Source organism: Rhodovulum sp. DZ06 (genome assembly GCF_050586345.1).
Classification (GTDB): Bacteria; Pseudomonadota; Alphaproteobacteria; order Rhodobacterales; family Rhodobacteraceae; genus JBOCEF01.
The window spans coordinates 15,727-39,530 of the sequence record NZ_JBOCEF010000020.1 but is presented as its reverse complement, the minus strand read 5'-3'; the positions used below and the strand labels follow the sequence as shown (position 1 = coordinate 39,530).

The window sequence follows — 23,804 nt, the reverse complement described above, 5'->3', positions numbered from 1 at the left end:
TCCCGGGCAAGCGCCCCGCCGCACCGCCTGCCGCACCGCCGCCCGCCCCGCCCGCCTTCCCGCCCGCCGCCCCGTCAGGCCCGCGCCCCGACGCCCCGCCCGCGCCGCTTCCGCGCTGGACCTGCCCCGCCGCTTGTGATCCTGTCCCGCCCCATGACCGACATCGACCGAACCGGCCTGTCCCCGGGCTACTGGCGCCGCAAATCCCTCGACGACATGAACCGCGCCGAGTGGGAGGCGCTGTGCGACGGCTGCGGGCGCTGCTGCCTGCTCAAGCTCGAGGACGAGGACACCGAGGAGGTCATGTACACCTCGGTGCATTGCCGCCTCTACGACCCCGACACCTGCCGCTGCGGGAACTACGCGCATCGCAAGCGCCTGGTCCCCGGCTGCGTGCAGCTGACCCCCGACACCATCGAGGCCTCCGCCCCCTGGATGCCCGAAAGCTGCGCCTATCGGCGGCTGTTCGAGGGGCGCGAGCTGCCCGAGTGGCACCCCCTCGTGACCGGCGATCCCGAGAGCCCGCGCAAATCAGGGGCCGCGATGACGACCGGCCTCACCCCCGAATGGGAGGTCGATGACGACGACCTGGAAGACTTCGTCGTGAAAGGAGTTCTCTGACATGTGGTTCACCTCCGACAATGCCGGCCCGGCCCATCCCGCGATGCTCGAGGCGATTTCCGCGGCCAATGACGGCTATTGCGGCTCCTACGGCGCCGATCCGATCTCGGCCCGCGTCGAGGCGCAGGTGCGCGAGATCTTCGAGGCGCCGAACGCCAAGGTGTTCCTGGCCGCCACCGGCTCGGCGGTCAACGCCATCGCCCTCGGCGCGCTCTGCCCGCCCTGGGGCACGGTGTTCTGCCACACCAACGCCCATGTGGAAGAAGACGAGTGCGGCGCGCCGGAGTTCTACACGAACGGCGCCAAGCTGACGCTGGTCCCCGGCGATCACGGCAAGATGGACCCGGAGGCGCTGCGCCGGACAATCGCCCACACGGGCCGCGGCGGGGTGCACAACGTCCAGCGCGGCGCGGTGACGCTGACCAACGTCACCGAGCTCGGCGGCGTCTATTCGGCCGCCGAGGCCGCCGGGATCGGCGCGGCGGCGGCGGAGTTCGGCCTGCCGCTGCACATGGACGGCGCCCGCTTCGCCAACGCGCTGGCCGCCTCGGGCGCCACGCCGGCCGAGATGAGCTGGAAGGCCGGCGTCGACATCCTCTCGCTCGGCGCCTCCAAGAACGGCGCCATGGCGGCGGAAGCCATCGTGCTGTTCGAGCCGGAGGCGCTGCACGCCCGCATGGGCGGCGACAAGGCGTGGGAGATCGAGCTGCGGCGCAAGCGCGGCGGGCATCTCTTCTCCAAGATGCGCTACGTCTCGGCGCAGATGGATGCGTGGCTGAAGGACGGGCTGTGGCTGCAGCTGGCGTCCCAGGCCAACGCCCGCGCGGCGGCGCTGGCCGAGGGGCTGCGCGGCGCGAACGGGGTGGAGTTCCTGCACCCGGTCGACGCCAACATGCTCTTCATCTCCGCCCCCCGCGGCGCCCACAAGCGCGCGCAGGCGGCAGGGGCGCATTACTACATGTGGCCCTTCGACCAGTCGCTGGAGGGGCCGGAGGACGAGATGCTCTCCTGCCGCCTGGTGTGCAACTGGGCGACCACGGAACGGGACGTCGAGGACCTGGCGCGGCTGTTCGGGGGCTGAGGGGCGGCCTGGAACGGCTGACTTCGGCGCTTAATTGCGCAGGGGAGGAGGGGATTCATCCCCTCCTCCTCCGCCCCCCCTCCTCCCGCAACCCGGATTCAGGAATCAGCCCCTAACAAAAGGGGAGGGTTCGGGAGGGTTCTCCCTCCCGATGGGGGATCGGGGGCGAAGCCCCCGCCACGGCTCTCCAAACGCAAAACGGCGGCCCCGGGGGGCCGCCGTTTTCATGACGTTCGAACGGAACTTCACCCCTGCGGATCGCCGTTCTCCTCCGGCCGCTCCTCGGCCTGGAAGCCGAGGGTCTTCGGGTCGAACTCGTAATGCTTGCCGCAGAACTGGCAGTCGGCGGTCAGCTTGCCCTCGTCATTGGTCATGTGTCCGATATCCTTGGCCGAGTACTGGTGCAGCGCCGCGACCACCTTGTCGGCGGAACAGGTGCAGCCGAAGGCGACCGGCTGCTTGTCCCAGACGCGCGGCGTCTCCTCGTGGAACAGGCGCAGCAGCAGGGTCTCCATCGTCACCTCCGGGCCCAGCAGCTCCGACTGCTCGACGGTGTCGAGCAGCATGTTCACCCGGTTCCACTTCTCGGCGTGATCCTCGCCGCCCATCGCCGCGACGTCGGCCGAGGACAGCAGCCCGCCCTCGCCCGAGCCGCCCTCGGCCGGGGCGCGCTTGCTCATGCCCGGCTTGGGCATCTGCTGCAGCATCACGCCGCCGCCGCGCCAGGTGCGGCCCGCCTCGGGGGTCTCGACCTCGGACATGGTGACGATGATGCGGGTGGCGATCTGCTCGGACTGGGCGAAATAGGTCTCGGCGCAATCGGCCAGCGACTGGCCCGACAGCGGCGTCATGCCCTGGTAGGGCTGCATGCCCATGCCCTGGTCGATGATCATGCCGAAGATGCCGCGCCCGATCTGCGGATAGGCGGGGGCGAGCAGGTCCAGCCGCTCGGGGTCGTAACCGGCATAGGCGCGGATCGTCGCCGGCTCGCCTTCCTTGGTCGGCGCGAACCAGTCGGTGGCGAGCAGCCGGATCGGCCCGTCGCCGCGCACCTGCAGCGACAGGCGCCAGCGCAGCTTCATCGCCTGGCCCATCAGGGCGGTGATGAGGGCGATCTCGGCCGCGAGGCCCGCGACCACGGGCGGGTAGTCGTGCCCCTCGAGCATCCGCACCAGCGTGCCGTCGAGCCGCGCGGCGCGGCCGCGCACGTCGGCGGCGTCGAGCTGGAAGGGGAGGACGACGTCCTCGTTGCGGGAAGCGGCATCGGTCATGGGAATCCTCCGGGCGCGCGCGGATCGCGGGTGGCCCGGGGAACGGCCCCGGGCGTGAAGCCGTTCCATATAGGCGCCCGCGCGCGTCTTCCAGCCCCCCGGCGGCCCGTCCCCGCCGCCGGGCGGGGTTTTCGCCGGGCGGCAGGGGCCCTGCCGCCGCAGCGCCGCCGCCCCCCGCGCGCCGCCGCCGCCTTGACCCCGCGCCCCGCCGCCCCGAGGTTCGGGCCGTCCCCCCTCGCGGGCGGCGGCTCCCGGGGCCCCAGGCCGGGCCGCGGCCCGGCCGCGCCCTCGCCGCCTCTCCCCGGGTCCCTGCCCCGGTCCCCAGTTCACGGAGCCGCCCATGCGCCGTTTCGGCGAAGCCGTCCGCCCCGACGCCCCCTATCGCGAGCGCCCCGGCGCCTATGCCGTGATCCTCTCGGGCCGCGAGATCCTGCTGGCCGCCACGCCCAACCAGGGGGAATCGCTGCTGCTGCCGGGCGGCGGGATCGACCCCGGCGAATCGCCCCTGCCCGCCCTCCACCGCGAGGTGTGGGAGGAAACCGGCTGGCGCGTGCGCCATGTCCGCCGCCTCGGGGCCTTCCAGCGCTATTGCTGGATGCCGGACTATTCCATGTGGGCGCGCAAGATCTGCCATATCCACCTGTGCCAGGCCGGTCGGCGACTGTCCGAGCCCTACGAGCCGGACCACACCCCCGTCTGGATGGACGCGGAGGAGGCGGCGGAGCGGCTCAGCGTCTCGGGCGAACGCTGGTTCCTGCGCGCGCTGCTGGACGGGCGGGTATGAGCGGCGGGGACAAGCCCGGCTGCGGGCACGGCCGCGCGCATGACCATGACCATGACCACGGGCATGACCACGGGCACGAGCACGGGCACGACCCGCTCGCCGCGCCCTGGGCCTGGACCGGCCTCGCCCACCTGCGCCCGCGCGGCCCGAACCAGCTGCTCGACCCCGGCGAGGGCGCCTTCGCCCAGGTGGTTGCGATGGGGGACGAGGCTGATTTCCGCGCCGCCCTCGACGCCGAGCTGGCCGAGGACGGCAGGCTGGCCCAGATGACCCTCGTCGCGCTCGACAACGTGATGCCGCTGATGGACGGGCATCTCGCGCAATGGCCGCAGGAAGCCGCCGGGATCATCGACGAGACCGACGCGGAGGACCCGTTCTGCATCGCGCTCTTCCACGTCTACCACGACGACGCCTGACGCCCCCTGCCGCCCGCGCCCCCGCCCGCCGCGCGCCGCGGGCGCCCGGCCCGCCGCCCGCATGACGCCCGGCGCGGCGCCCCCGTCCCCACCTCCGCACCCCCTCCGCGGCGCCGCATTTCCTTGACTTGGCCCCGCCCCCGCATAGGGTGCGTGCGCCCCGCCCGGACCCTCCGCGCGGGGGCCTGATCCATTTCATGACCTCAAGTCCAAGGATGAAGCCGATGCTCGACGCGCCCGAAAACCGCATGGTGACCGTCACCCTGCCCGACGGCGCTCAGCGGACTTACCCCGCCGGCACCACCGCCGGGGACGTCGCCGCCGACATCGCCAAGTCCCTCGGCAAGGCCGCCATCGCCGCGCGCATCGACGGGCGCTTCACCGACCTCTCCGAGAAGATCGAGGCGGACGCCGCGCTCGCCCTGCTGACCATGAAGGACCGCAAGGAGGCCGAGGAGCTCGTCCGCCACGACTGCGCCCACATCATGGCCCGCGCGGTGCAGGAGCTGTGGCCCGACGTGAAGGTCACCATCGGCCCGGTCATCGACAACGGCTGGTATTACGACTTCGACCGCAAGGAGCCGTTCACGCCCGACGACCTCGAGGCCATCGAGAAGAAGATGCGCGAGATCATCGCCGCCAACGATCCCGTGACCACCGAGGTCTGGGAGCGGAGCCGCGCGATCGCCCACTACGAATCCACCAACGAGCCGTTCAAGGTCGAACTCGTCGGCATGATCCCCGAGGGCGAGCCGATCCGCATGTACTGGCACGGCCACTGGCAGGACCTCTGCCGCGGCCCGCACCTCGCGCGCACCGGCCAGGTGCCGCCGGATGCGTTCAAGCTCACCCACGTGGCGGGCGCCTATTGGCGCGGCGATCACCGCAACAAGCAGCTGCAGCGCATCTACGGCCTCGCCTTCCTGACCAAGAAGGAACTCACGGCCCACCTGACCATGCTGGAGGAGGCCGCCAAGCGCGACCACCGCAAGCTGGGCAAGGAGATGGACCTCTTCCACCTGCAGGAAGAGGCCCCGGGCATGGTGTTCTGGCACCCGGCGGGCTGGTCCGTGTACCGCGCCCTCGAAGACTACATGCGCCGCCGCCAGAACGCGGCCGGCTACCAGGAGATCCGCACCCCCCAGGTCGTGGACCGCAAGCTCTGGGAAGCCTCGGGGCACTGGGACAAGTACCGTGAGAACATGTTCATCACGGAGATCGACGAGGGGTCCGAGGCCGGGTCCCATGCGAACGAGAAGCGCACCAACGCGCTCAAGCCCATGAACTGCCCCTGCCACGTGCAGGTCTACAACCAGGGCCTCAAGTCCTATCGCGACCTGCCGCTGCGCCTGGCGGAGTTCGGGTCGTGCCACCGCTACGAATCCTCGGGCTCCATGCATGGCCTCATGCGCGTGCGCGGCTTCGTGCAGGACGACGCCCATATCTTCTGCACCGAGGACCAGCTGGAGAAGGAATGCGCGGACTTCATCAAGCTGCTGTCCTCGGTCTACGAGGATCTCGGCTTCGAGAAGTTCGACATCAAGTTCTCCACCCGCCCCGAGACCCGCGTCGGGTCCGACGAGGTCTGGGACAAGGCCGAGACCGCGCTGGAAGGCGCGATCAAGTCGCTGGGCCTTCCGTATGAGATCGACCCCGGCGAGGGCGCGTTCTACGGGCCGAAGCTCGACTTCAAGCTGACCGACGCGATCGGGCGCGAATGGCAGTGCGGCACCTTCCAGGCCGACTTCAACCTGCCGGAACGCCTCGAGGCCGAGTACACCACCGCCGGCGACACCCGCGCGCGGCCCGTGATGCTGCACCGGGCGATCCTCGGGTCGTTCGAGCGGTTCCTCGGCATCCTGATCGAGAACCACGCGGGCCGCTTCCCGCTGTGGCTGGCGCCGAAGCAGGTGATGGTGGCCACCATCACCTCGGACGCGGATGACTACGCCGCCGAGGTGGTCGCGGCCCTGCAGGCGAAGGGGCTGCGCGTCGGCCTCGACACCCGCAACGAGAAGATCAACTACAAGGTCCGCGAGCATTCCAACGCCAAGATCCCCGCGATCATCGCGCTGGGCCGCAAGGAGGTCGAGGACCGCGCCGTCTCGGTGCGCCGTCTCGGCGCCCAGGGCCAGACGGTGATGAGCCTCGACGAGGCCGTCGCGGCGCTGGCGGACGAGGCGACCCCGCCGGACCTGCGCAAGGGCTGATCGCCCGGCGCTGCGCAGGCGTATCGGAACGAAAAAGGGCGGCCCCGGCGGGCCGCCCTTTTCAATTTCCGAAAGATCAAAAGGCCAATCGTGTTCTTCCCCGCCCCAGCACCATTGACCTCTAGCACAAGAAAAGCCCCGGACCTTGGTCCGGGGCTGAATATGGTGCGGGGTGGCGGATTCGAACCGCCCGGCGGCTCCCAGCGATTGGCGTCACGGATGGGACTCGAGGCATCGACTGTCGTGGCTTCACTTGCTTCCCAGACCCCGCAGCGCCGCCAGAATAGCCAAGACAGTGTCGATTGCAGCAATGTATATATTCATTCCACTTCCTCCATTTTCAAAGCTCAAGACAATCAAGAACCAGCGAAACAGGGGCAGGAAAGCAACAAGCCACGGCACGATACCGATGATGAGTGCATCCAGAGCGACCAAGGCCGAGCTGAATTTCAGCCAAAACTAGCAGGAAACCGAAGTATAGTCAAGGGCTGATTTGCCCCCCCACGAGGCAGAATGTTTCAAGAGCCACCGCCAAATTAAAAAAAGAACTTCGCTTCTTCCATTCCCTCAGCGCAGCTCCAGCGCCAGGTGGGGAATGCCCGAGGACAGCCGCCCGACCGAGACCCCGGCGCCGTCCACATCCGCCTGCACCCGCTCGCGCGACAGGTGGACGGGGGAGAGGTTCTTGCCCTCGCGGCTTTCCAGGAACTGGATCTGCACCCGCCAGAGGCCCGGCTTCTCGCCCAGCGCCACGCGCAGCACCTTCGCGCGGACGGGGTCCGAGCCCATGTAGCGCGCCCAGACCTTCTCCTCAGCCTCCAGCGGCGCGCCCTCGGGGCCCTTCACGGCGCTGGCGCGCAGGGTGTTCCAGTCGGGCGCCCCCATCAGGCGGGCCAGCGCCTCGAGCGCCTGGGACGCGCTCATCTCTTCGCCGCGCGCATGGGCGCGGGCGCGCAGCCGCGCAGCCTGGTCCTTGAGGCGCGGGACGGGCGGAACCGGGCGGCGCCCGGCATGTTCGGTGGTCATCGTCTCATCCTCTCGCGCGGCGAGAGCGTCGGGGGAAGCGTCCCCCGGAAGGCGGCGCCCGCGTTGCCGCCGAGGCCGCGCTTGGGACAAGCAGGCGTCGACAGACGGGATGCGAAGGGTTCACCATGGGCCGGACCGGCCCTGCGGGCGGCGGGGCCTTCGCGCCCCTTGCGCCGGGCAATGGCACGGAATCGCATGCTGAACAAGCGGGAACCGCCATTTTCATTGACTCGCGGGCGCGGCGCCCCCATCAAATCGCCTTCCCCCTTCGCACCGGCCGCGGAGGGGGTTTTGATTTCCCGCCCCCCGGCCGGAGTGCAAACCGGAGTTTAAGCGCGTGATCACGCCCGTCCTTCCGACCTATGCGCGGGCGCCCCTTACCTTCACCGAAGGAAGCGGCCCCTGGCTGACGACCGAGAGCAACGAGAAATACCTGGACCTTGGCGCGGGCATCGCCGTCAACGTCCTCGGGCACGCTCATCCCGCTCTCGTTGAAGCCCTGGAGACGCAGGCGCGACGACTCTGGCATGTCTCGAACCTCTACGAGATCCCCCACCAGGAGGCGCTGGCCAGGAAGCTGACCGAGATCAGCTTCGCCGACACCGTGTTCTTCACCAACTCGGGCACCGAGGCGGTCGAGCTCGCCATCAAGATGGCGCGCAAGAAGCACCACGCGGACGGCAATGACCACAAGATCCGCTTCATCAGCTTCGGCGGCTGCTTCCACGGCCGCTCCACCGGCGCCATCGCGCTGTCGGACGCGGCCAAGATGGTCGACGGCTTCGGCCCGCTGATGCCCGGCTTCACCCATGTGCCCTTCGGCGACCACGAGGCGCTGAAACAGGCGATGGTGGGCGGCGACGTGGCGGCGGTGTTCATCGAGCCCGTGCAGGGCGAGGGCGGCATCCGCCCGATCCCGCCGCAGTGCCTGAAGGGCCTGCGCGAGCTGTGCGACGAGCATGGCGCGCTGCTGGTGTTCGACGAGATCCAGTGCGGCCTCGGGCGCACCGGCAAGATGTGGGCGCATGAATGGGCGGGGGTGACCCCGGACATCATGACCGTGGCCAAGGCGCTCGGCGGCGGCTTCCCCATCGGCGCGACGCTGGCGACGGAAGAAGCCGCGAAGGGCATGACCGCGGGCACCCACGGGTCGACCTATGGCGGCAACCCGCTCGGCTGCGCCATCGCGCTCAAGGTGATGGAGCTGCTGGAGGAGGAAAGCTTCCTGCCCCGCGTCTCCGCCGCCGCGGGCCGCCTGCGCCAGGGCCTCGAGGGCCTGGTCGCCGCGCACCCGGACGTGTTCGACCACGTGCGGGGCGAGGGGCTGATGCTCGGGCTCAAGTGCAAGCTGGCGCCGATCGAGGTGGTGAAGGCGGGCTATGACGCCCAGGTCATCACCGTCCCGGCGGGCGACGACGTGTGCCGGCTGCTGCCGCCGCTCAACATCTCGGACGACGAGATCGACGAGGGGCTGCGCCGCCTCGACGCCGCCGCCGCGGCCGTGTCCGCGAAGCTGAAGGGGGGCGTCGCATGACCCGGCATTTCCTCGACCTCGACAAGATCCCCGCGGACGACCTGCGCGGGATCATCGCCGATGCGCGCGCGGTGAAGGACGCCCGGAACGGCGCCCCCAAGGCCGCGCCCGACGCCGAGCAGCCGCTGGCGGGCCGCATGGTGGCGCTGATCTTCGAGAAACCGTCGACCCGCACCCGGGTCAGCTTCGACGTGGGCATCCGGCAGATGGGCGGCCAGACGCTGGTCCTCTCGGGCGCCGAGATGCAGCTGGGGCACGGCGAGACGGTGGCCGACACCGCCCGCGTGCTGTCGCGCTATGTCGACGCGATCATGATCCGCACCTTCGACGACGGCACCCTGCAGGAGCTGGCCGAGCACGCGAGCGTGCCGGTGATCAACGGTCTCACGGACCGCTCGCATCCCTGCCAGATCATGGCCGACGTGATGACCTACGAGGAGCATCGCGGCTCCATCGCCGGCAAGAAGGTGGTCTGGTGCGGCGACGGCAACAATGTCTGCGCCAGCCTCCTGCACGCCGCGGGGCGCTTCGGGTTCGACCTGACCTTCGCCGGGCCGCAGACCCTGGACCCGGCCCGCGACGCGGTGGATTTCGCCCGTGCCGGCGGCGCCGCCGTGACCATCGAGCGCGACGCGCGCAAGGCGGTCGAGGGCGCGGACCTCGTGGTCACCGACACCTGGCTGTCGATGCACGATCCCCAGAGCGCGCGCGAGCGGCGCCACAACCAGCTGCGTCCCTACCAGGTCAACGCCGAGCTGATGTCGCACGCGAAACCCGACGCGCTCTTCATGCACTGCCTCCCCGCCCATCGCGGCGACGAGGCGACCTCGGAAGTGATGGACGGTCCGAACTCCGTCATCTTCGACGAGGCGGAGAACCGGCTGCACGCCCAGAAGGGCATCCTGCGCTGGTGCTTCGGGGGCTGAAGCCCCCCGCCCGGACCGCCGCCCCGCGGCGGCCCGGGGGCCGCGTCCCGCGAGACGTCCGGGAACACGGACACGCGGGACGCGAACGCGGCCGAAGCCGCAGGCCCGTGGCGCGAATCATCCGGGGAACGGGATGCCGTTCCACTGACGAAAATGGTTGAAATATGACCATGCATCCGCTAATGATGCGCGCGGGCAACAGTCATAAAAAATATATGCCCGAAACCATGCCGCTGCGCCCCAGCGCGGTGAAAGGAACGAAGAGCCGCTTTTCGATCGCGGCCAGAGGGACGTGAATGACTACGAGCGACGACCGCGACGGGGCGCCCCGCCCGCGCGGCTGGCGCCCTGCCGAACGCAGGATCGTCATCCGCACCGAAAGCTCGACCCGCTACGTGCGGGTCTCGCCCGGCGCCCAGCTGGGCCTCGGCGTCGCCGCCCTGCTGCTGGTCGGCTGGAGCGCGGTGAGCACCGCCGCCTGGATGACCACCGGCCTTGAGCGCCGCGCCCTCGAGGACCGCCTCGTCGCGGTCGAGACCAGCTTCGAGAGCCGCATCGCCCAGCTCGAGCGCGAGCGGGACGACCGCATCGCCCGCCTGACCGCCAGCCGCGACGACGTGGTGGCGAAGCTGGTGGCCGAGCGCGACATGCTGCGCCATGACCTCCACGCCCACGAGGACCGCCTCTCGGCCCTGACCGGGGAGCTCTCCTCGCAGCAGATGCGCCTGGTGGAGGCGGCCGAGGCCGAGCGCGAGCTGTCGATCGCCCTCGAGACCCTGCAGACCAAGCTGCGCGACGCCGTCGCCCGCCGGGATGCGGCGGTGGACGCCGAGGCGGACATGGCCGAGACGCTGGGCGAGGCCGAGAACCGCCTCGCCTCGGTCGAGCAGGCCGAGACCGACTGGGCCGCGACCATGCAGGCGGTGTCGGACGCGCTGGAAGACGCCGCCTCGACCCGCGACGCGGCGATGGCCGAGGCGCAGGACGCCGAGGCGGCGCTGGCCGCCCTGCAGGCCGAGACGGCCGAGGCCGCCGCCCGCCGGGCGCGGATGCTCGACCGGCTCGAGGACGCCGTGCAGGTGGGCCTTGGCGCGCTGGAGACGGTGTTCGACCGCGCGGGCCTCGATGTCGAGCGGCTGGTCGAGTCGGTGCGCCGCGAATACGCCGGCTCCGGCGGCCCCTTCATCCCCGTGGCCGGGGATCTGGGCGCCGCCGACCTCGCCGCCGGGGGCCTTGAAGGCGCCCGCGTCGCCGCCCTGATGCAGGGGCTGGAGCGCGCGTCGCTGATGAAGATCGCCGCCGAGAAGCTGCCGCTGGCCAAGCCCGTGCGGTCCTCGTTCCGCTTCACCTCGGGCTTCGGGGTGCGGCGCGATCCCAAGAACGGCCGGGCCCGGATGCATAACGGCACCGATTTCGCCGCCGGCCGCGGCACGCCGATCTACGCCACCGGCGAAGGCGTCGTGACCTTCGCCGGATGGCAGTCCGGCTATGGCCGCGTGGTCAAGATCCGGCACGCCTTCGGCTATGAAACCGTCTATGCGCACATGAACAAGCTTCGCGTGAACAAGGGCGAGCGGGTTGCGCAGGGCGACCGGATCGGGGATATGGGGAATACCGGGCGCAGCACCGGCGTGCACCTGCATTACGAAGTGCGCGTCGGCGGCAAGCCTGTGAACCCGCTCAAGTACATCGAGGCTGCGCGCAATGTTCTCTAAGTCCAAGATCACCGACCCGATCGACGCGAAGCGCGACGACGCGACCAAGCCGGCCCCGTCGCCGAGCGCGCCGCCGATCCCGCCCTCGTCCTCCGCCTCCTCGGCGCCCAGCGCCCCGGCGCCCTCGCGCCCCAAGGCGCCGCCGTCGCTGCTGAGCCAGGACCTGACGATCACGGGCAACATCTCGACCACCGGCGACATCCAGGTGGAAGGCGAGGTCGAGGGCGACATCCGCGCCCACCTGCTGACCGTGGGCGAGACCGCCACCATCCGCGGCGAGATCGTCGCCGACGACGTGGTGGTCAACGGCCGCGTCGTGGGCCGGGTGCGCGGCATCAAGGTGCGCCTGACCTCCTCGGCCCGGGTCGAGGGCGACATCATCCACAAGACCATCGCGATCGAGAGCGGCGCGCATTTCGAGGGCTCGGTGCAGCGCTCGGACGACCCGCTCGGCGGCGGCGCCAAGCCCGCGCCGAAACCGGCCGCGTCGGCCCCGGCGCCCTCGGCCTCCCCGGCGCCGTCCTCCTCGGACGACTGATCGCCGGCGCGCCCCCGCGCGCGGGGGCGGCAGGACGGACATGCAGAAAGGCGCGGACCTCGCGGTCCGCGCCTTTCCTGCGTTTCGGGGGGATGCCCGGGGGGGAAGGGGGCGAGGCGCCCCGCCCGCCCGCCCCCCTGCGCGGTGCGGCGAGCCCTCAGCGCGCCGCGACGGGGACCAGGAGCGCGGCCGCGGCCGGCCGGTCGACGCCCGGCTCGGCCCAGCCCTGCGCCTCGGCCCGGGCCTGCTGCGAGACCCGGCGGCGCGCCTCGTCCCGGGCGCCGGCCTTCACCCGGGCGAGGAAGCGCTGCACGCCGCCCTCGACAAGGGGGATGCCGATCATCGCGGCCACCCCGCCGAACCAGCCGATGGCGGCGGCGGAGAGCGCCCCGAAGCCCGCGCCGACCATGCCGACGGCCAGCGCCAGCCCGGCGACGTAGCCCAGCGCCAGCAGGCGGAAGGGAAACGGGCCGCGGGCGGCGGCGCCGGTGTCGGCGGCGGCGGCGGCGTCGAGGGCGGCGTGCAGGTCAGCGCTGGGAACGGCGGTCATGGGCGGGGCTCCTTGCCTGGGTCGGCGTCCGCGCGGCCGGGGGGCCGCGCGGACGGGGGCGTCTGGCGGCCCGCGCCCGTCCACCGGGGCGCCCGGCATGCCTCCGGGCGCGTGGGGAAGGCGGGTCCGGGGCGCGCCGCCGTCAGTGCGGCGGCCCCGGCGGGCCTGCCCGGGCCGTCGGCCCGGGCCGGGGCGGCCCCGCCCCGGCGCGCCGCGGGGGAACGGCGGGCGCGGGGCGGGGCCGGTCTTGCGCCCCGTCGCGCCGGGAGGCGGGGGGATGCCCCCGGCGCTGGATTACGTATACCCGGGACGCCCCGGGGTCCGCGACATGTGGAAGGGATGAGAGGCGCGCGCGAAGGCATGGCGTCCTGACCGATCGGATAGGCGCAGGGCGCAGGGCGCAGGGCGCAGGGCGCAGGGCGCAGGGAAAAGCCCGCGCCGCCGCCGCCCGCCGGTCTAGCTCCCGCCCCGGCGCAGGAGCGGCCCCCTGTGCCGCCGCCGCCCGCGGGTCAAGCCCCGCCCCTGGCGCAGGCCGGGCCCGCAGCGGCGGCCGGACCGGCAAGGGGCGGCCCCTCCACCCCCCCGCAAACGCAAGGGGCCGGGGCCGCGCCATCCGCGCCGCCCCGGCCCCCTGCCGTCCGTCCCGGTCGCCCGCGCGCTTCCCCCGGAAAGGCCGCGCGCCGGCCCCCGGATCAGTCCTCCGCGTTCGCGTCCGCGCGGCTCTTGCCCGTCATGTCCATGGCGAGCGCCGCGGCCATGAACTTGTCCAGCCCGCCGTCCAGCACGCCCTGGGTGTCCGAGGTCTCCACGTTGGTGCGCAGGTCCTTCACCATCTGGTAGGGCTGCAGCACGTAGGAGCGGATCTGGTTGCCCCAACCCGCATCGCCCTTGGCGTCGTGCTGCTCCTGGATCGCCTCGTTGCGCTTGCGCATCTCCATCTCGTAGAGGCGCGATTTCAGCGCGGCCATGGCGTTGGCGCGGTTCTGGTGCTGGGATTTCTCGGAGGAGGTCACCACGATCCCGGTCGGGATATGGGTGATGCGCACGGCCGAGTCGGTGGTGTTCACGTGCTGGCCGCCCGCGCCCGAGGACCGGTAGGTGTCCACCCGGATGTCATTGGGCTGGATGTCGATCTCGATATTGTCGTCGATGACCGGGTAGACCCAGACGGACGCGAAGCTGGTCTGCCGCCGCGCCTGGCTGTCGAACGGGGAGATGCGCACGAGCCGGTGCACGCCGCTCTCGGTCTTCATCCAGCCGTAGGCCCGCTCGCCCTTGATCTGGTAGGTGACCGAGCGGATCCCGGCCTCTTCGCCCGCGCTCTCGGACATGAGCTCCACCTTGAAGCCCGCCTTCTCGGCCCAGCGCACATACATGCGCGCCAGCATCTGCGCCCAGTCGCAGGCCTCGACGCCGCCGGCGCCGGCGTTGATCTCGAGGAAGGTGTCGTTGCCGTCGGCCTCGCCGTTCAGCAGCGCCTCGATCTCCTTCTGCGCGGCCTTTTCCTTGAGGGCGGCGAGGGCCTGCTCGGCCTCCTTCACCACCTCCGCGTCATCCTCCATCTCGCCCATCTCGATCAGCTCCTGCTGATCGGCGAGCTCCTGGGCGATGCCGGTGCAGGCCTCGTAGGCGTCGACAAGCTGCTGACGCTCGCGCATCAGCTTCTGCGCCTTCTCCGGGTCGTTCCAGAGGTCCGGGTCCTCGGACATGGCGTTGTATTCCTCGAGCCGGTGCTCGACCGTCTCCCAGCCGAGGCGCTGACGCAGCAGCTCGAGCGACTTCTCGATCTCGGCGACGATAGACTGGGTTTCGGCGCGCATGCGGAGGACTCCCGGCGGAATGGGCGGAATGGGCGTCCGGTTGGATACCGGACGGCGCGGGGCGCGGCAAGGGGCGGCGCGGGACGGCGCGGCGCGGGACGGTCAGCCGGGGCGGGCGCCCGCGCGCATGATCGCACCCGGCTCGGCGAAGGAGAGGGGCGTGCGCGGCGCCTCGCGCGTGCGGGCCAGGAAGGGGATCCAGATCAGCGGGATGCGGAAACGCTCCCCCTCGCCCGGCATGCATTCCGCCGGGATCAGTGCGTCCGAGCGGTAGACCTCGGACAGGATCGCGTAGAAATCGTCGAAGTCATCGCCCCAGATGCCGCCATCCGCGACCACCTGGCTGTCGCCGCCCAGCGCCGCGATCTTGCGCTCGGGGACCTCGTAGAGGCGCAGGCAGCGGAGCATCTCGGGGGTGAGCGGGGTCATGGCGGCCTGCGGCGTGGGAACGCGTTCTGAACATGTGCGCGGCGTCCCGGACAGCCCGGGGCGGCGCGGGATTTGCGGGACAGGATGTCCGCCGACGCCTGCCCCGGCGGCCCGGCTGAAACGACATCCGCGCGATGCGCTCCGGAGGGGAGCTTGTTCACGCTGCGCGCGCCCTTGCCCCGCCGCTCCCGCCGGGCGCTGAAAAAGAAACGCCCGGACGCACAGGAAAGATGGCTTCGCGGCGCTCGCTTCCCGAGATGAGCCGCGCCTTCGGCATCGAAGAAATCCCGCAGGCGCCCCGAAGACTCCACTGAGAATACCGAAATCTGATTCGTTTTCTTGCGGCCAAACCCCACGCGCACTCAGGATCTCATCGCTCCTAAATCATGGGATTATTACGGGATGGAACCGTTGAATACGGCCCTGCGCTGGGCAGCCCCCGCACCGCAGACGGTTTCTTCGTGGATACCAGACCTCCAAGACCCGGACCACCGCGCGCCCTCGCTCGAATTCTTGCCACAGGCCAGAATCGCCGACGGCGCGCCCCGCGTGGGGGCGCGCCGTCGGCGTCGCTTCCTGCCCGGATCCAGCGCGGACGCGCCTCGCCGGGAGGCGTCAGAGTTCGGAAATGAGGAAATAGCCCGCGTCGCGCTCTCGCGTCTCACGCAGGTCGGGAGAGCGATACTTGCCGTAAGGCTTTGTTTCCGCTTCCCTCTTGACTTCAAGCGCGGTGAGCCGCGCCTCCAGGTCGCTCAGCTTGGTCTCGACGCCGCCGAGACGGCCGTCCATGCCGTCCACTTTCGCGGACATGGCGTTCATGGAGACCACCATGCGCTCTGCAACGGCCGTGAGCCGGTCGACCTTCGCCTCGAGGCCATGCGCCTGGTCTCGCCCGGCGTCTTCGCCACTCAGATTCCTGTCAACCATATCAAACATCCCGTTACCTTGCCCAACTCGCCAAGGGCGCCCGGTGCAGAACGGACTCCGCCTCCGCCCCCGGCACGCCCTTACGGCGGCGGAGCGAAGAGTGACCGAAATATGCAAACAAACAATGAACAATCCCGTTTGCTGCACTGCATGGCGCTGGAGAATAGGGTGAAGCAACACGCCTCGTCAACACTGGGGCCTGTCCGGGCGGCTTGACCCCTTTACGGGACCAGTCATTCGAGCCCCGACCGGCCTCGCCCCCGAGCGCAACCGCGCGCCAGATGCAGAAAGGTTGACGAAAAGTAAAATACGCCGTTCATTCAGTAACGTTCAACCCGTGAGGCGCCTTCAGACCGAACCCGGTCCAACCGCGACCTCGAGGGAGCGGGTTGCAATCAAGTCCCGACGCCCCGGACGCCTTCCGTCTCCGCACCGGAACGCCCCGAACGTCGGAGCTGCTGCAGGGGGGCGCTGTCTGAATGGGGGTGAATATATGGAGGGGCTGGAAGCTCCTGCGCCGCGTGCGTATCGGCCGCAAGGCCCGCGCGGTCGGACGTGATCCGGCGAAGTACCTGACGCCCGTGCTCATGATCGGCGTGCAGGAGCGCGCGTCGCAGCGCCTCAAGAAAATCCACCCCCTGCCCTTCTACGGGATGCTGATGCATCACAGGGCGCTCGCGGTCGCGGCGATGAGCGCGCTGACCCTCGACATGCTGTACCACGTGCCGATGTCGGCGGACGCCGCGGCGTCCCGGGATCCCTGGCTGCATCTGCAGGTCGCCGCGGCGCTCTGCTTCGCGGCGGCCGTGCTCTGGACCGCGCACTCCGCCCCGCTGCGCATGCACGGCCTGGCGGGCTTGCTCCAGGGCGCGACATGGATCGCGCGGACGCGGCGGCCCAACCGGATCCTGCGGCGGCTCAAGGCCCTGGCGATCCACTACGGCTTCCTCCTGACCCTCGGGCAGTATGCCCTCGGCTTCGCGACGACGCTGGCGGCTGCGCGGCTGCTCGACGTCACCGTGAACTGGTGGAGCGCCGCCGGGCTGTTCGGCGTTTTCATCGCGTTCCTGGCGCTGCCGCCCACCTTGATCTTCAACTCGACCCGCCTGTCGGTGCAACACGCGAAGCAGTTGATGGCGCAGGCGGACGAGGCGCGGGCCGACCCCGTCCGAAGCCAGGCGCAGCTGGAAGACATCGCGCCCGTGCTGCATGCCATGGTTCACGGCTCTCTCAGGCGCTTCTTTCACATCCTCGGGCATGTGACGGCGCCGTTCAAGCCGGTGGACGCGACGCTGGCGCAAAGGCCCGCCAGCGACCCGATGCAAACGGCGATGGCCAAGGTGTTCCTCGTGCGGCGCATGACGGACAAGCCGTATCGCAAGATCCTGCTGGCCAGCTTTCCCCTTGTCGGGGCCTGGGGCTTCCTGCTGGTGGCGGCGGTGTCGCGCCACATGCTGCCGACGTCGCTGGTCGTCGCGGGCATCCTGCTGTCGGGGCTGTGCTTTCTCTACCTGACGCGGATGTCGGAGGAGCTGGACGACCTGCTCAAACCGTCGGAGGAGGAGCTTGCGGCCCTGCCCAGCTGGGTGCTGCCGAGCTCGGCGAACGCGGCGCGCGCGAATGCGGGATATGTCGACAGAAAGCTGCGGCCGCAGCTGCGCAATGCGATCGGCGGCGTTTTCGGCGGGCTGCTCGCGGCCTTTCTCGGCGCCTTGACCGCGGGGGGGCACCTCAATCCCAACGGCGTGCAGTCGCTGCGGAGCGACCCGACATGCGCCTTCTCGCCCTACGCGGTCTTCGGCCTTGATCCGGACGACGCGGTCGGCGACGAACGCGAGTGGCGGCGCGCCAGGTGCGAACTCGACCTGGCGGCCCTGGTCCCCGCGCCCGGGACGGCGACGGCGACGCCGACCGCGAGGACCATCGGCAAGAGCGACGCGAAGACGGACCCGGAGACGGACGCATGAGCCGCCGCGGCCCGCTGCTGATCTCCAGGGACTCCGCCGGCGTCGCGCTCGAGCAGGAGCGCGAGGCGGTGATGGCGTTCCAGTTGCTGGCCGACAGCATGGAGCGGTTCGACACCCTGCTGATGGAGGTCCGGCACCTCCAGGCGAACCTCATCTACACCATGCGGTTCCCGGAACTCCACGCCGCCCTGCGCTTCGAGGAATCCTTCATCTTCGGCGGCGTGGAGGCGATCCGCCCGAGCCAGAGCGGACAGGCGGGATGGACCCGGCTGTTCGCCAGCAGTCTGTTCAAGGGACCGAGCGCGACCATTCCGCGGCTGGCCGAAGCCTTCGTCCCCCTGCTCCCCGTGCGCGACGACGACAAGCGCGCGCAGATGCCCGACGGCGATCTGAAAGCGCGCGCGCGCCGGCCCGGCGGCGGCGCGCAGGACAAGGAGGCCCAATGGACGCCGGAGCCCGCCTTTCCCGACCTGAAGCTCGAGGGCGCCTTCCCCGAATTCCAGTCGCGCCTGGCCGTCGCGGACGCCTGGCGCGCCGCCGTCGCCCCGATCAGCCGCGCCTTGCGTCGACGGGCCCTGTCGGGGCAGTGGGACGACAGCTTCGAGACGCACTACGCCGGGTTCGCGGCGCTGCAGAGCCTCAAGCGCAACCTCGTGCATGACAAGCTGCATGTCGCCTATTACGGCCTGCGCGCCTTCAACCCGTCCGCCATCGGGGTCAGGGGCGCCAGTGACGAGCGCAAGCGGATCGCCCGGGGCGACTTCCTGCTCGCACGGTCGATCGCCCATGCGAACATGGCGCTGTCGATCCGCAGGCTCGAAGACTTCCACGCCAGTTTCGAGAAGACCATCGATCTCGGCCTGCAGGAGAACCACCGCCCGATCACCGGGCGGCGGCGCGAACAGGGCGTGTATCACCAGATGCTGGGCGAACGGTCGCGAGAGCTGTTCATCGACACCTCCCGGCTCGTGCGCCGCCTTCTGTCGAAAGACGACGAGGAGGGCGACGAAGACACCCTGTTTCCCGGCATGCCCACCTTCATTCATCGGTGGGCCCACAACTATACCTCGAACAACGCCGAAACGCTCGGCATCACCCGCTCCAACCGCTCCGCGACCGGCCGGCGCCGCGGCCGGAAATCGGAGGACTACATCGCGCAGATGCCGTCCTTCTCCTCCTTCGCGGTGAACACCAGCTTCTGGATGCCCGACCGGCCCGACCTGCAGCCGGTGATCGCGCACGAAGCCGCGCACTGCGTCCTCGTCGAGGTCTTCGGCGACATGGCGTCCCCGCTGGAGCGGACCGGGCTCCACGAGCCGCTGACGGAGCTCTGGCAGGGGCTGATGTCGGTCAAGTCGGACCGGCTCGCCGAGATCGATTCCGAGGAGACCCACGCCCGGCATGAAAGCGAGATGCGGGAGATCCTGGCCGACATCCTCGCCGCCACGGTGACGGGGCCCGGATACCTGTTCGCCCTGTTCCAGGAACTCCTCGGCACGACCGTCGGGCGCATCGCCCAGCGCAGCGACTGGAGGGAGTGGCGGGACCTCGGGATGCTGGAGCGGATCCTCGAGGAAGGCGCCGGCTACGTGAAGCTTTCCCGGTTCTGGTACCTGCGGCTCGTGGTCATCGCGGACGTGCTTCATGCAACGCAGCCCGTGCCGGCTGAAGACGGGCTGGCCGACACCATGACGGACGGCGTGGTCGGCTGCGTCAGGCTGCTCCATGACAGGTTGAGGGCGCTGCACCGCCCCAAGCTCGGCGACGACGTGGACGTCGACGACTGGGACATCTACGCGCGCATGATCGTCACCCGCATCCGGACCTCCGGCGCGCTGCACCCGCTGATGCAGTTTCGCCGCGACACCGGCGGGCTGCATGCGCCCGCGGCGGACCGGCTGAATTCCAAGGCGGCGCAGGCGCGCAACGACGTCCTGGACGACGCCCCGACCGGCGGCGCGCTGACGCGGCAGATGCACGGCCGGCTCGTGGAGTTCATGGCCGAGCGCAAGGCCGCCCAACCGGATCGCGCGTCGCACTGGCTGCTGACGCCGGGACGCTGCGCCGAGCGGACGGGACGCCTGCTGGAGGGCGGGACGCCGCCCTTCAGGGCCGCGCGATCCTTCCTGGGGCTGCATGCCGCGGACCGTCTCGCCGCCTGGGCCGCCGCGGTCGACCAGGGGCTGGACGCAACCTTCCCGGCGCTGCGGTCCGCGGACAGCCTGATCGCGTTCACCGCCCTCTATGTCACCGCCGATGACCGCACCCTGCGCCACATGCGCCGCGCCCGGCAGGCGCTGGCCGACATGGGCCCGGCGGCAGACCCGAAGGCGCAGCGCGACCGGCTGGACGACATCGTGGAGAGGGTTCCCGTCTTCCGGCAGCTCGGCGACGTCCCCTGGCAAAGCTCGATGTTCCGGACGATGGAGCTGTTCGCCAAGGTCAACGGGCGCACGCCGGACGGGCGCGAATGGTGCCTTCTCGAAACCCTGTCCAGCGACTTCGCGCCTGGGCGCGAGGTGGTGCAGCTCGCCATCGAGATGTGGTTCTTCCAGCGTCGGAACGCGACCGATGCGCTGGCCGAACTGGTCCGGATGCTGATGAACCTGACCGAGCGGCCCGTCGGCGACATGGCGCGCTGGCACGAAGGCGTGCGCACCAACCGCTTCATGCAGGACGTGGTGCATGACATCGCCTGCACGCTGGGCGAGGGCGAGGGAGACGCTGAGCTCGAGCGCGGGCTCGAGAGGCTCCGGGAAGCCTGGGCCAAGGCGGCCCTGGCGGACCCGCGCGGCCGCGCGGCCCAGGCCGACGCGCCAAGCTGGCCCGATCTGCTGGCCCGGCAGCTGGAACAGGTCGAAGCCGATATCCGCGCGCGTAAAGCCAGCGGCGACCCGGGCCGGGCGCCGCGCAGGGACCAGCTCAGGGAACTCTACGCCAGGCGCATCGGCGGCGTGATCCTCGGCTGGCTCGGCGCCGATCTCGACGCCGATTTCCTCGAGCTCGAGTTCCTGAGGGAATTCTGGGACAAGTCCTACGGCGCGCTGGCGCAGGAAAGCCGGCCGCACCTGCGCACCCATGCCGCGCTGGTCTTCGCCGAGATCCTGGAACGCCAGCTGGGCCCCTTTCGCCCGGAGCGCGTGGAGAAGGCCCGCGCCGACCTCGAAAAGGCCATCGCAACCGCGAAACCTGCCGCGCAGCCGATCACGAAGGATTTCGACGACTGGAGAGACGCCGCCGTCAAGCGGCTGAACGACATCGCGGACGAGTATCGCGAGCTCGACGCCGATGCGTTCCAGGGCCAGGCCTCGGCGCACCTGGTCGCCCTTCGCCGCCTTGCGCGCGACCTCGGCAGCGAAATGCTGCAGAACCTGGACGGCGCGTTCTGGGCCGAGCGCGACCATACCTTCAGGAAGATCGACGAGAGCGCCGTCGCCCCGACGGACGAGGCGGCGCAGATCAAGGCGCTCCGCGACTTCGCGTTTTCGCCGCTGGTCCGCCGCCTGAGCGACAACATGGTCCAGTCCCTCCGGGTGTTCGAGATCGGCCGGCTGATCGGGGCCGCCGACAGGCTGCACAATGCAAAAGCCTTCGACTCGGCGGATTTCGAGGGCCTCGGCGCGCTGCAGATCCTCAAGCTCGACCGGGCCTACCCGGACGGGGTGATGCCGATGCACCTTCCCGACCGGCAGCCGTTCCGGGACATCGGCGTGCCGGGCGACCGCAGCGGCGCGTCGATGGAGAAGCTGCTGGCCGCGCTCGATCGGCTCAGGACCAAGAAGGGAAAGCCGCCCTACACCGCGAGCGAGGTGGAGCGCGAAGTGCTGTGGATGGAGCTGTCGGACGAGCCGACCCAGCCGGTCTGCGACTACATCAAGCGGCTTTTCCGGGACGACGCCCACGAACAGGTCGTGCGGGAGCCCCCCTCTCTCGCCGACGTCATGTTGGTCGGCGCCACGGCGCAGCGCGTGCTCAAGCGCAGGCTGCTGCGCATCGGGATGCTGAAGCGCCAGGCGCTGATCGACGGGTGGGAGATCCTCAAGACCGCGAGCAGGGACCCGCAGGAAGCGAAGGAGCGGTTCCAGCAGGCCAAGGCCCGCCCGCTGCACATGCGCCACAGCCTGCACCTGCGGACGGCGCGGCGGCTGTCGGCGCTCAAGGCGCGCCGCTTCCGGGACATCCGCCCGGTGATCGACCCCATGGCGCGGTCCGCGATCGCCTTCGGTCCGGTCAACGCGCTGCTCGAGCTGGCGGCCGACCGCGAGAAGCAGCTTGCCGACCGGCGCACGCGCAGCCCGGTGCTGGAGGACTTTTCCACTGGCCTCACCGAGGCCTGCACGGCGCCCGGAGAGACTCCGCCCGATGCGGGCGACCTGCGCGGCTTCCGGTCGATGAACCTGTCTCGCATGTCCCTGATCGACACCCATTGGTGGCGCGATTTCGGCTGCGTGACCAAGCCGACGGATCCGGAGGCGTCGCAGGCCCATTTCCTGCAGCCCGACCCGCGCCGCATCGGCGCGCCTGACGGCGGAGCGCCGCGCGGGCTCAGGCGCTTCGCGACGCTCGGGCGATACGACTATTTCCTGTTCTCGGACACGCAGCTGCTGGGGCAGCTGCGGCTGCCCATCCTGGATCCGCGCGCCCCGAGGGTCGCCGGGAAGCTCTATGCGGACCGGGCCGGAAGCCCGTTCAGCCGGATCAACCAGGAGTTCGGCTTCCGGGCGTTCTTCGAGCGCCGCGAGCAGACCATCTCGGTCTCGCTCGGCGCGCCGCCGGTGGATCTGCTCGCCGACAAGATGATCGCGGCGACCGCGCGGAACGCCCCGACCGGGTCCGGGGGCGGGGCTGCGCCGCACAGGAAGAGCGATCTTCTCGCCGTCCTGTCGATCCGGCTTGATCGCCGCGCATCGCGCCTCGGCTTCGTGCACAGGCTGCGGGCGGCGCGCCGGGCCTGGACCAGCCCGGACCGCCCGCTGGCGACCCCGCAGGCGGAAGCCGCGATGATCCGCGCGCTCCGGCGCGCCGTCGGCCTGAACGAGCGCTTCGATCTCGCGGATGCCGAGGCCGCACGGTTCAAGACGCTGTGCACGCCGGTCTGGGACGGTGCGGCCTGGACGCCCGACGCGCTGCGCAAGGTGTTCGAGGCCGAGCCGACCACGCACCCGTTCCACGTTCTCGCGGAAGAAGCCGACGACGCCGCCCCCTCCGGCGGGCGCCTGCGCGACGCGCTCGAGCTGGCCCGCTGCTTCGGGGACCTGCCCTCCCTGACCGTCGAGACCATCGGCGGCTTCCTCGCCGATGGCGACTCGCTGCTGCTGGGCGAGGGCTGGAGCGACATCTACCTGCTGATCCATTGCGACGCGCCGCCGGAGGACGAAGACGTCCAGGCGCGCAAGCCCTGGCTGGCGAACGGGGCGCGGCGTCTGTACGACGTGTTCTCGCTCCAGCACGCCATCTTCCAGGATCACCAGGTCCTGCGCACCGAGATGTTCCTGCGGCCGGTCTCGATCCCGTTCGCGGCGGCGGATGCGGAGCGGTTCAATGCATCGCTCGCCGTGCGCACGCGGGAGGATCGCGAACTGGACGGGCAGATCCAGCGCATGGTGGACGCGGCGCGCAGCAGCGTCCTGCGCAGCGTGCTCGGGAGGGAGCTCTCGGACGCCACGCGCGAGGAGATCCGCAAAGCGCGCGACGAGGTGACCATCCACCATATCCCGGGACGCAACGACCTGGAGTTCCAGCTTCGACGGCTCGACGCCGTCCGCAAGGGCGGCCCGTCCGGGACAGGCCTGCAGGACATGTCGCCGTCGAAGGCGCTGGAGGCCGTCCACGAACTGGTCGGGGCGGGCGCCGAAAGCGGCGGCGCGGGATCGGAGGAGATCGTCACGCGCATAGGGTTCCGCCACTTCTCCGGCGAAGGCAGGTGACACGGCCGGCCGCCCGGGCTAGCGCGTCTTCAGGCGCGGCGGCAGCCCCCGCCACGCCCCAC

Annotated in this window: 19 protein-coding genes and 1 tRNA gene; 12 read left to right on the top strand and 8 right to left on the bottom strand. The window is 70.6% G+C overall.

Annotated features, from left to right (window positions below; all coding sequences use genetic code 11):
- The first annotated feature begins 153 nt into the window (after nt 1-153).
- Both ACQ5SO_RS10700 and ACQ5SO_RS10695 read left to right on the top strand, forming a co-directional pair.
- Nucleotides 154-621, top strand: a complete 468-nt coding sequence (locus ACQ5SO_RS10700) for a YcgN family cysteine cluster protein (RefSeq protein ID WP_430941588.1) — start codon at nt 154-156, stop codon at nt 619-621.
- Nucleotide 622: 1 nt separating this feature from the next.
- Nucleotides 623-1,702 (top strand): threonine aldolase family protein, encoded by a 1,080-nt coding sequence (locus ACQ5SO_RS10695; RefSeq protein WP_430941587.1) that lies wholly within the window; start codon nt 623-625, stop codon nt 1,700-1,702.
- Between the two features lie 245 nt (nt 1,703-1,947).
- Here ACQ5SO_RS10695 and ACQ5SO_RS10690 read toward each other — a convergent pair whose 3' ends face one another.
- Nucleotides 1,948-2,973, bottom strand: coding sequence for an Hsp33 family molecular chaperone HslO (locus ACQ5SO_RS10690; protein WP_430941586.1), 1,026 nt, complete (start codon nt 2,971-2,973; stop codon nt 1,948-1,950).
- Between the two features lie 340 nt (nt 2,974-3,313).
- On the opposite strand from ACQ5SO_RS10690, the gene ACQ5SO_RS10685 reads away from it, so the two are divergent.
- The 3 genes from ACQ5SO_RS10685 to thrS all read left to right on the top strand — a co-directional run bounded on the left by ACQ5SO_RS10685 (nt 3,314) and on the right by thrS (nt 6,383).
- Nucleotides 3,314-3,757 carry an NUDIX domain-containing protein gene (locus ACQ5SO_RS10685; RefSeq protein ID WP_430941585.1) on the top strand — a complete coding sequence of 148 codons (444 nt, stop codon included), beginning with the start codon at nt 3,314-3,316 and terminating at the stop codon, nt 3,755-3,757.
- A complete protein-coding gene (locus ACQ5SO_RS10680; RefSeq protein ID WP_430941584.1) occupies nt 3,754-4,173 on the top strand; it encodes a hypothetical protein in 420 nt (139 codons plus the stop codon). Before ACQ5SO_RS10685 ends, ACQ5SO_RS10680 begins: the two co-directional genes overlap by 4 nt.
- A 248-nt stretch (nt 4,174-4,421) precedes the next feature.
- Nucleotides 4,422-6,383 (top strand): threonine--tRNA ligase, encoded by a 1,962-nt coding sequence (gene thrS / locus ACQ5SO_RS10675; protein ID WP_430941625.1) that lies wholly within the window; start codon nt 4,422-4,424, stop codon nt 6,381-6,383.
- A 163-nt stretch (nt 6,384-6,546) separates the two neighbouring features.
- Here thrS and ACQ5SO_RS10670 read toward each other — a convergent pair.
- The 3 genes from ACQ5SO_RS10670 to ACQ5SO_RS10660 form a co-directional block, all read right to left on the bottom strand.
- Nucleotides 6,547-6,654: transfer RNA gene (locus ACQ5SO_RS10670), tRNA-OTHER, on the bottom strand.
- Nucleotides 6,633-6,818 (bottom strand): hypothetical protein, encoded by a 186-nt coding sequence (locus tag ACQ5SO_RS10665; protein ID WP_430941583.1) that lies wholly within the window; start codon nt 6,816-6,818, stop codon nt 6,633-6,635. The genes ACQ5SO_RS10670 and ACQ5SO_RS10665 overlap by 22 nt, the downstream gene beginning before the upstream one ends.
- 132 nt (nt 6,819-6,950) lie before the next feature.
- Entirely contained in the window at nt 6,951-7,409 is a 459-nt protein-coding gene (locus tag ACQ5SO_RS10660) for a glyoxalase superfamily protein (protein ID WP_430941582.1), read from the bottom strand.
- A gap of 337 nt (nt 7,410-7,746) precedes the next feature.
- Between ACQ5SO_RS10660 and ACQ5SO_RS10655 the strand changes: the two genes are divergently transcribed.
- From ACQ5SO_RS10655 to ACQ5SO_RS10635, 5 genes are all read left to right on the top strand, one after another.
- On the top strand, nt 7,747-8,943 hold the full coding sequence (locus ACQ5SO_RS10655; protein WP_430941581.1) for an aspartate aminotransferase family protein: 1,197 nt from the start codon (nt 7,747-7,749) through the stop codon (nt 8,941-8,943).
- A complete protein-coding gene (argF, locus tag ACQ5SO_RS10650; protein WP_430941580.1) occupies nt 8,940-9,869 on the top strand; it encodes an ornithine carbamoyltransferase in 930 nt (309 codons plus the stop codon). The genes ACQ5SO_RS10655 and argF overlap by 4 nt, the downstream gene beginning before the upstream one ends.
- 164 nt (nt 9,870-10,033) lie before the next feature.
- Nucleotides 10,034-10,165 (top strand): hypothetical protein, encoded by a 132-nt coding sequence (locus tag ACQ5SO_RS10645; RefSeq protein WP_430941579.1) that lies wholly within the window; start codon nt 10,034-10,036, stop codon nt 10,163-10,165.
- Nucleotides 10,166-11,584 (top strand): DUF5930 domain-containing protein, encoded by a 1,419-nt coding sequence (locus tag ACQ5SO_RS10640; protein ID WP_430941578.1) that lies wholly within the window; start codon nt 10,166-10,168, stop codon nt 11,582-11,584.
- Nucleotides 11,574-12,122, top strand: a complete 549-nt coding sequence (locus ACQ5SO_RS10635; protein WP_430941577.1) for a bactofilin family protein — start codon at nt 11,574-11,576, stop codon at nt 12,120-12,122. Before ACQ5SO_RS10640 ends, ACQ5SO_RS10635 begins: the two co-directional genes overlap by 11 nt.
- 157 nt (nt 12,123-12,279) lie before the next feature.
- Here ACQ5SO_RS10635 and ACQ5SO_RS10630 read toward each other — a convergent pair whose 3' ends face one another.
- The 4 genes from ACQ5SO_RS10630 to ACQ5SO_RS10615 form a co-directional block, all read right to left on the bottom strand.
- On the bottom strand, nt 12,280-12,672 hold the full coding sequence (locus ACQ5SO_RS10630; RefSeq protein WP_430941576.1) for a hypothetical protein: 393 nt from the start codon (nt 12,670-12,672) through the stop codon (nt 12,280-12,282).
- Between the two features lie 692 nt (nt 12,673-13,364).
- Nucleotides 13,365-14,492 carry a peptide chain release factor 2 gene (gene prfB / locus ACQ5SO_RS10625; RefSeq protein WP_430941575.1) on the bottom strand — a complete coding sequence of 376 codons (1,128 nt, stop codon included), beginning with the start codon at nt 14,490-14,492 and terminating at the stop codon, nt 13,365-13,367.
- 102 nt (nt 14,493-14,594) lie between these two features.
- Entirely contained in the window at nt 14,595-14,921 is a 327-nt protein-coding gene (locus tag ACQ5SO_RS10620; protein ID WP_430941574.1) for a hypothetical protein, read from the bottom strand.
- Between the two features lie 615 nt (nt 14,922-15,536).
- Nucleotides 15,537-15,857 carry a hypothetical protein gene (locus tag ACQ5SO_RS10615; RefSeq protein WP_430941573.1) on the bottom strand — a complete coding sequence of 107 codons (321 nt, stop codon included), beginning with the start codon at nt 15,855-15,857 and terminating at the stop codon, nt 15,537-15,539.
- 512 nt (nt 15,858-16,369) lie between these two features.
- Here ACQ5SO_RS10615 and ACQ5SO_RS10610 point away from each other — a divergent pair.
- Together ACQ5SO_RS10610 and ACQ5SO_RS10605 are read left to right on the top strand one after the other, a co-directional pair.
- The gene (locus ACQ5SO_RS10610; protein WP_430941572.1) at nt 16,370-17,815 is read left to right on the top strand and encodes a hypothetical protein; all 1,446 of its coding nucleotides are present in this window, start codon (nt 16,370-16,372) and stop codon (nt 17,813-17,815) included.
- Complete coding sequence (locus ACQ5SO_RS10605) at nt 17,812-23,742, top strand: hypothetical protein (RefSeq protein WP_430941571.1); 5,931 nt, start codon at nt 17,812-17,814, stop codon at nt 23,740-23,742. The genes ACQ5SO_RS10610 and ACQ5SO_RS10605 overlap by 4 nt, the downstream gene beginning before the upstream one ends.
- The last annotated feature ends 62 nt before the right edge of the window (nt 23,743-23,804 follow it).